The organism is Streptomyces sp. NRRL B-24085 (genome assembly GCF_001282115.1).
Taxonomy (GTDB): Bacteria; Actinomycetota; Actinomycetes; order Streptomycetales; family Streptomycetaceae; genus Streptomyces.
In genome coordinates, this window is record NZ_LJBR01000456.1 from 1 (window position 1) to 7,459 (window position 7,459).

Consider the following 7,459-nt stretch of genomic DNA (forward strand, 5'->3'; position numbering starts at 1 on the left):
GCTCAGGCGCGGCGGGGGCGGGGGGTGCCTCGCAGGTTGCCTCGGCGAGGGTCACGGTGCCCTCGACCTCGGCGACGCCCAGCTTCAACGGGTCGACGGAGACGGTGAGTTCGAGCGCGGTGGCGGCGGCGGTGCGCGCGGTGGTCACGTTCTTCGACAGGTCGAGGCGGACCTCGCCGACCCCGGGCACCTTGACGTCGGTCGGGCCGCCCGCGGTCACCGTGACCTTCTTGCCGAGCACCGTGACCGCGCCCAGGAGGTTCGAGGAGGCGGTCGGGGTCCGGCCCGCCTCGCAGGTCGCCCGGGAGGTGACGCCCTCGATCTCGATGAGGGACAGCAGCGGGAGACCCGGGACGTGGATCCTGGCGTGGGTGAGTCGGGTGGACGCCTCGGCCTTCCCGTCGGTGACCGTCGCCCCGGCGTCGGCCACCTCCGCGGCGAGCACGCTGAACGGCCGCCCCCCGTCCACACCGTCCAACGTCGCCGTCAGCGTGGTCTGCCGGGCGCTGCGGGGCGCCTGGACCTCGTTGAGGGTGACCGCGAGGGGGACGTCGACGGTCTTGTGGAGCAGGCTGACGTCCAGCCCGGTGCGCAGGACGACGGCGCTCGCGCGCCCCTGGTCGCCGGTCGCGTGCGCGGCGCCCGCGCCGGCCAGCGCCGCGGGACCGGCGGCGAGGACGCCGGCCGCCGCCACGGCGGCGAGACGACGTGCGGGCATACGGAAGTCGGTGCTGTTCAAGGTGGTGGGACCCCCAGAGAGGACTGGCTCGGGACCTCGAAAGGATGTCGCACCGCTCCTCGTTCGACAGCGTTCCCACGGGAGTTCACACGATCGTGGCGTGCCCGTGCCCGCTTTCGCGCGTGCGTTCGCCTCCCTACTGCACGACCCGGCCGTTCAGTACGACCTGGACCGGGTCGGCCAGCACGCGTACGTCCGCGCGGGGGTCCTGTGCGTACACCACGAGGTCCGCCGCGGCCCCCTCCTCCAGCCCCGGCCGTCCCAGCCACTCCCGGGCGCCCCACGTGGTCGCCGACAGCGCGTCCGGCGCGGGGATTCCGGCCTTCACCAGTTCCGCGACCTCCGCCGCGACCAGGCCGTGCGGGAGGGTGCCGCCCGCGTCCGTGCCGACGTAGACCGGGATGCCGGCGTCGTAGGCGTTCCGGACGGTGTCGTAGCGGCGGGCGTGGAGCCGGCGCATGTGGGCGGACCAGCGGGGGAACTTGGACTCGCCGCCGGCCGCCAGCTCGGGGAAGGTCGCGATGTTGACGAGGGTGGGGACGATCGCGACGCCCCGTTCGGCGAACAGCGGGATCAGGTCGTCCGTCAGGCCCGTCGCGTGTTCGACGCAGTCGATGCCCGCCTCCACCAGGTCCGGGAGGGAGTTCTCGGCGAAGCAGTGCGCGGTGACACGGGCGCCGAGGCGGTGGGCCTCCGCGATGGCCGCCTCGGCCGCCTCCCGCGGCCAGCTGGGCGCCAGGTCGCCCACCTCACGGTCGATCCAGTCGCCGACCAGCTTGACCCAGCCGTCCCCCCGGCGGGCCTCCTGGGCGACGTACGCGACGAGGTCCCCGGGTTCGATCTCCCAGGCGTAGTTCCTGATGTAGCGGCGGGTGCGAGCGATGTGCCGGCCGGCCCTGATGATCTTCGGGAGGTCCTCGCGGTCGTCCACCCAGCGGGTGTCGGAGGGCGAACCGGCGTCGCGGATCAGCAGGGTGCCGGCCTCGCGGTCGGCCAGCGCCTGCTTCTCGGCCACGTCCCGGTCGACCGGCCCGTGCGCGCCGAGGCCCACATGGCAGTGGGCGTCGACCAGGCCGGGCAGCACCCAGCCCGACACCGTGCGGACGTCACGGGCGGCGACGGGACGGTCGTAGGAGATCCGCCCGTCGACCACCCACAGTTCGTCCCGGACGTCCTCGGGGCCGGCCAGGATCCGGCCCTTCACGTGCAGCACCGTGCGATCGCTCATGACCGCACCCTAGCCAGCCCGGGGTCACTGCTCCCAGGGCGGTGGTCCCTCGAAGGCGAGCTGGTGGACGTCGAAGAGGACCGCCGCCTCGACACCGAGGGCGGGGCCGCCCCGGCGGGCCGCCCAGGTCAGGAACGGGCGCGGTTCGAAGGCGCCCGCGCCGAGGCCCTTGGTGTACTCGGCGTGCGCGGCGAGGGAGGCGATGCCCCGCTCCAGGGGTTCGCCGGAGACGTCCACGCCGTGGGTGGGGCGGTCGGTGCCGGCGACGGCCACGAAGCGGACCCCGCCCCAGGGTTCGAGGCCCTCGTCGGCGAGTTCGGGGAAGATCCAGCGGTTGCCGGCGTCGCGTGCCGCGTCGAGCGCGGCCAGGCCCACCACGCGGTGGTCGGCCTGGTTGACCACCCCGGCGACCATCCGCACGGTGTACGCCCCGGTCACCACGACCTCGGGCCGGTGCCGCCGGATCGCGCGCACGATGTCGCGGCGCAGGGCCGGCCCCTCCTCGATCATGCCGTCCCGGTGGTCGAGGAACTCCACCGTGTCCACGCCCACTTCGCGTGCGCCCGCCCGCTCCTCGCCCTCGCGCAGCGGGCCCGCCAGGTCCGGGTGCAGCCCGTCGATGCCCGCCTCGCCGCGGGTGGCCAGCAGATACGTGACCCGCTTGCCCTGGGTCGTCCAGCGGGCCACCGCGGAGGCCGTCCCGTACTCGATGTCGTCCGGGTGCGCGGCCACGGCCAGGCAGCGCTCCCAGTCCTCCGGCAGCGGGGGCAGCGTGCCGCCCACCGCGAAGCCGCCCGTGTCGTCATGAGTCGTCATGCCCGAATCATGGCGGTTGTCGGGCTCTGTGGGACAGAGGCGCGTATGCCCCTTTCAGCTGCCGCCCTTGCCCGCTGCCCTCGTCCTACGCCTGGTCCTCCACGTTCTCCACGTCGGCCATCGCCGGGTCGAGGAGCCGGGACAGGAAGTGGCGGGTGCGCTCATGACGGGGATCGCCGATGACCTGGGCCGGGGCGCCGTCCTCGACGATGACTCCGCCGTCCATGAAGACGACCCGGTCGGCGACCTCGCGGGCGAAGGTCATCTCGTGGGTGACGACCATCATCGTCATGCCCTCGCGGGCCAGCATCCGCATGACCGCGAGCACGTCGCCGACCAGCTCCGGGTCGAGGGCCGAGGTCGGCTCGTCGAAGAGCATCACCTCGGGGCCCATGGAGAGGGACCTGGCGATGGCGACGCGCTGCTGCTGTCCGCCGGACAGGGAGGCGGGGTAGGCGTCGGCCTTCTCGGCGAGGCCCACCCGCTCCAGGTTCTCGGCGGCCACTTTCGCGGCCTCCGCCTTGCCGCGCCTGAGGACCCTGCGCTGCGGCAGGGTGAGGTTCTCGGTCACCGTGAGGTGCGGGAACAGGTTGAACTGCTGGAAGACCATGCCGATACGGCGGCGTACGGCGTCGATGTCGACGTCGGGGTCGGTGAGTTCGGTGCCGCCGACGAGGACCTGCCCCTTGGTGGGCTCCTCCAGGAGGTTGACGCACCGCAGCAGCGTCGACTTGCCCGAGCCCGAGGGGCCGATGACACAGACGACCTCGCCCTGGCCGATCTCCAGGTCGATGCCCTTGAGGACCTCGTTGGTGCCGAACGACTTGTGCAGACCGCGTACTTCGATCTCCGGCCGGCTCGTCTCAACGGTCATTTCACGGCCTCCTGGGCCTTGGCCTCCATACGGCGGACCACGAACCCGAGCGGGATCGTCACCAGCAGGTAGCACAGGCCCGCGACGAGGATCGGCGTGGAGTTGGCGGTCGTACTGGCCAGGTCGCGGCCGTACTTGGACAGTTCGCGCTCCTCCAGGGTGACGCCGAGGAACAGCACCAGGGAGGAGTCCTTGAAGAGCAGGACGAGTTCGTTGGTCAGCGGCGGGAGGATGATCCGGAACGCCTGCGGGATGATGATCGAGACCATCGCGCGGGCCGGTGAGAAGCCCAGCGAACGGGCCGCCTCCATCTGCCCCTTGGGCACGGCCTGGATGCCCGCGCGGATCGTCTCCGCCATGTAGGCGGCGGCCACCAGGCCGAGCGCGAGGGCGACCTTGCCGTAGGTGCCGCCGACGATCTCCGTGCCGGGGAAGGCGAGCGGTACCGCCACGCCGATGAAGATGAAGATCAGCAGCGCGGGCAGCCCGCGGAAGATCTCGATGTAGACACCGGCGAACCAGCGGTACGGGCCCACCGACGACAGCCGCATCAGCGCGATGACCATGCCGAGGACGAGCCCGACGACGAAGCCGGACACCGTGTAGAGCACGGTGTTCTTCAGCGCCAGCGTGATGACCTCGGGGAACATCTGGTCGGCGATGTCCGCCTGCGCGAACTGGTTCTTCAGCCGCCCCCAGTCCGCCGAGACCGCGAAGGCGATCACGGCGGCGACGAAGACGGCGTACTGGACGCCGCGGGACAGGCTGCGCTTCTGACGTCGGGTCAGGCCCTTCTTGCGAGGCTGGAGTTGCGTGTCCGCCGCGGTCATGAGGCGGCGGGAGAGGCGACCGACTCGTCGTACGGGCCGATCCACTTCTCGTAGAGCTTCTTGTAGGTGCCGTCCGCCTTGGCGTCCGCGAGCGCCTTGTTGATGGCGTCCCGCAGCTTGGTGTTGCCCTTCTTCACCGTGAAGCCGTACTGCTCACCGGTGTTGATGTTGTCGGCGACCTGGAAGGCGTCGGCGTTGGCCTTGTCCTTGAGCCAGCCCTGGACGACCGGGTAGTCGATGACGACGGCCTTGACCTGGCCGGAGCGCAGGCCGTTGAGGACGGCGTCGGAGGACTCGAAGGAGACCGGGTCGAAGCCCTGGCTCTTGACGTAGTCCTCGCCGGTGGTCTGGGCCTGGGCGCCGAGCTTGACCTTCTTCGCCTTGGCGTCGGCGAGCGAGGAGATCCCGCTGCCCTTGGCGACCAGGAGGGCCTGGGTGGCGTCGAAGTAGGGGTCCGAGAAGTCGACGTTCTTCTTGCGCTCGTCGGTGATGGTCATGCCGGCCGCGGCCAGGTCGCACTCGCCGGAGTTGAGGAAGGCGCCGGTCTTGAAGTTCTCGAAGGGGGTGTCGAGGATCTCCTGCTTCACGCCCAGGTCCTTGGCGACCAGGTCGATGAGCGAGACGTCGAAGCCCTGGACCTTGCCGTCGATCTCCGACTGGAACGGCGGGTACGGCAGGTGGGTGCAGGTGGTGAGCTGTCCGCCCTTGACCAGTTCGACCCCGCCCGCGGCGGTCTTCGAACCGCTGCCGCCGTCGTCGCTGGAGGTGCAGGCAGCGACGAGCAGGAGCCCGGCCGTCGCGGTGGTGGCGGCCAGGACGCGGGTCCGGCGCCCGGAGAGGGTGTTCACGGGAGGCCTCCTGTGGGGGAACTGTGGGTTCCGATTATAAGGAAAGGTTTGAGTGCCTCAAACCAAACCGATGGTCGCGAGGCCGTTCAGCCTAAGAAGTCGCCGGTGGTCGGGGGTTGATCGAGAACGGTTACGCTCGTTCACGTCTACCCCAGTGAGCGAAGAGAGCACCGTCGTGACGCACCCCTTCCTGGACCTGACCCCGCTCGGCGCGGCGCGGTTCGCCTCGATCGAGGACCGTGTGGCCCGGCTGCTGCGCACCGAGCAGGACGTCGTGATCATGCAGGGTGAGGCGCTGCTGCCGCTGGAGGGGGCGATCCGGGGGACCGCGGGTCCGGGCACGACCGCGCTGAACGTCGTCACCGGCCCGTACGGGCAGACCTTCGGGGACTGGCTGCGGGACTGCGGCGCGACGGTGATCGACCTGGCGGTGCCGTTCCACACGGCGGTGACGGCCGAGCAGATCGCGGCGGCCTTCGAGGAGCACCCGGCGATCGACTTCGTGTCGCTGGTGCACGCGGAGGCGGCGACCGGCAACACCAACCCGGTCGCGGAGATCGCGGAGGTGGTACGCCGGCAGGGCGCCCTCTTCTACCTGGACGCGGTCGCCTCCGTGGGCGCCGAGCCGGTGCTGCCGGACGCGTGGGGCGTGGACCTGTGCGTGATCGGGGCGCAGAAGGCGATGGGCGGTCCCGCGGGCGTCTCGGCGGTGTCGGTGAGCGAGCGGGCGTGGGCGCGGATGGCGGGGAACCCCGGGGCACCGCGCCGGTCGTACCTCTCCCTCCTCGACTGGAAGGAGCGCTGGATCGACGGCGGCCGCAAGGCCCTGCTGCACGCCCCGGCGCAGCTGGAGATGCTGGCACTGGAGGCGTGCGTCGAGCGGATCGAGGCGGACGGGCCGGAGACGGTGATGGCCCGGCACCGGGCGGCCGCGGCGGCGACCCGGGCGGGTGCGCGGGCGCTGGGCGGCGGTCTGGAGCCCTATGTGCACGAGGACCGCGAGGCCGCGCCGGTCGCCACGACCCTGCGTTCCCTCTCCGGCGTGGTGGCCTCCGAGCTCGTCGCCCGGGCACTGTCGTCCGACCCCGCGCTGCCCCTGGCCGCGGGCGGGGGCGCCCTGGCGGCGGAGATGGTCCGGGTCAACCACTACGGCGTGGACGCGACGCCCGCGGCCGTCCGGGCGAGCCTGGCCGCGCTGGGAGCGGCGCTGACCGAGCAGGGGCTCGCGGTGGATGTGGCGGGAGCGCTGCGGTCGGCCGAGGAGACGTTCGACCGGACGATGAATGCGCGCGGCACCGGTGCATAATTCATAAAGACAATTCCGGGCTTTATCTAGAATAGCTTCCCGTATTCTTCTGCCCGCTTTCCCTCGGGCTAAACGCAAAGATTCTGCGAACGCGAACGGGCCGAATTCGGGGAGATCCCGTGGTGGTCACCTACTTGTGACGCGTTACACACTGTGATCAATTTGCCCGTTATTTGCTGGGCGTAATCGTACATAACGGTCATGCCTTGCGCGTCGGCGCGCGCCCGCGTGGTAACACACGAGGCGCCCGTACGTAACCCCGTCCGGCGATGCAATTTTGAATTTCGCTCGGTAAATTCAATTCGCATGACTGCCGCACAAGCAGACCTGCAAATCGACCGGCCGACGGTCGCGGACGGAGCCGCACTGTGGCGGATCGCCCGCGACTCCGAGGTTCTCGACCTGAACTCGTCGTACAGCTATCTGCTGTGGTGTCGCGACTTCGCCGCCACGTCGGCGGTGGCACGGAACGAGCACGGGGAGGCGATCGGCTTCGTCACCGGGTACGTCCGCCCGGACCGGCCCGACACCCTCCTCGTCTGGCAGGTGGCCGTGGACGCGGCCCACCGCGGCCGCGGTCTCGCCGCCGCCCTGCTCGACGGGCTGACCGCACGGCTCACCGCCGAGCGCGGACTGACCACCGTCGAGACCACCATCACGCCGGGCAACACCGCCTCCGAGCGGCTGTTCACGTCGTTCGCCGAACGCCGTGGCGCCCGCCTGGAGCGCGAGGTGCTGTTCGACACGAGCCTGTTCCCCGACGGGCCGCACGACCCCGAGGTCCTCTACCGGATCGGGCCCCTCTCCCCCGGTTCCCC

Annotated in this window: 8 protein-coding genes; 2 read left to right on the top strand and 6 right to left on the bottom strand. The window is 71.1% G+C overall.

Annotated elements, in window-relative coordinates; genetic code table 11:
* The 6 genes from AOJ26_RS36495 to AOJ26_RS36520 all read right to left on the bottom strand — a co-directional run.
* The coding region (locus tag AOJ26_RS36495) for an SCO1860 family LAETG-anchored protein (protein ID WP_053852655.1) at window positions 1-739 on the bottom strand (739 nt) is incomplete at its 3' end.
* A 136-nt stretch (window positions 740-875) separates the two neighbouring features.
* The gene (locus AOJ26_RS36500) at window positions 876-1,967 is read right to left on the bottom strand and encodes an amidohydrolase family protein (RefSeq protein WP_053852650.1); all 1,092 of its coding nucleotides are present in this window, start codon (window positions 1,965-1,967) and stop codon (window positions 876-878) included.
* A gap of 24 nt (window positions 1,968-1,991) precedes the next feature.
* Complete coding sequence (locus tag AOJ26_RS36505) at window positions 1,992-2,783, bottom strand: PIG-L deacetylase family protein (RefSeq protein ID WP_373413217.1); 792 nt, start codon at window positions 2,781-2,783, stop codon at window positions 1,992-1,994.
* Between the two features lie 85 nt (window positions 2,784-2,868).
* Window positions 2,869-3,657, bottom strand: a complete 789-nt coding sequence (locus AOJ26_RS36510; RefSeq protein WP_053852651.1) for an amino acid ABC transporter ATP-binding protein — start codon at window positions 3,655-3,657, stop codon at window positions 2,869-2,871.
* Entirely contained in the window at window positions 3,654-4,487 is an 834-nt protein-coding gene (locus AOJ26_RS36515) for an amino acid ABC transporter permease (protein ID WP_053852652.1), read from the bottom strand. Before AOJ26_RS36515 ends, AOJ26_RS36510 begins: the two co-directional genes overlap by 4 nt.
* Complete coding sequence (locus AOJ26_RS36520; RefSeq protein WP_053852653.1) at window positions 4,484-5,335, bottom strand: transporter substrate-binding domain-containing protein; 852 nt, start codon at window positions 5,333-5,335, stop codon at window positions 4,484-4,486. The genes AOJ26_RS36515 and AOJ26_RS36520 overlap by 4 nt, the downstream gene beginning before the upstream one ends.
* Before the next feature lie 175 nt (window positions 5,336-5,510).
* On the opposite strand from AOJ26_RS36520, the gene AOJ26_RS36525 reads away from it, so the two are divergent.
* Together AOJ26_RS36525 and ectA are read left to right on the top strand one after the other, a co-directional pair.
* Window positions 5,511-6,641 (top strand): pyridoxal-phosphate-dependent aminotransferase family protein, encoded by a 1,131-nt coding sequence (locus AOJ26_RS36525; protein WP_053852657.1) that lies wholly within the window; start codon window positions 5,511-5,513, stop codon window positions 6,639-6,641.
* Window positions 6,642-6,947: 306 nt separating this feature from the next.
* The coding region (gene ectA, locus AOJ26_RS36530; protein ID WP_053852654.1) for a diaminobutyrate acetyltransferase at window positions 6,948-7,459 on the top strand (512 nt) is incomplete at its 3' end.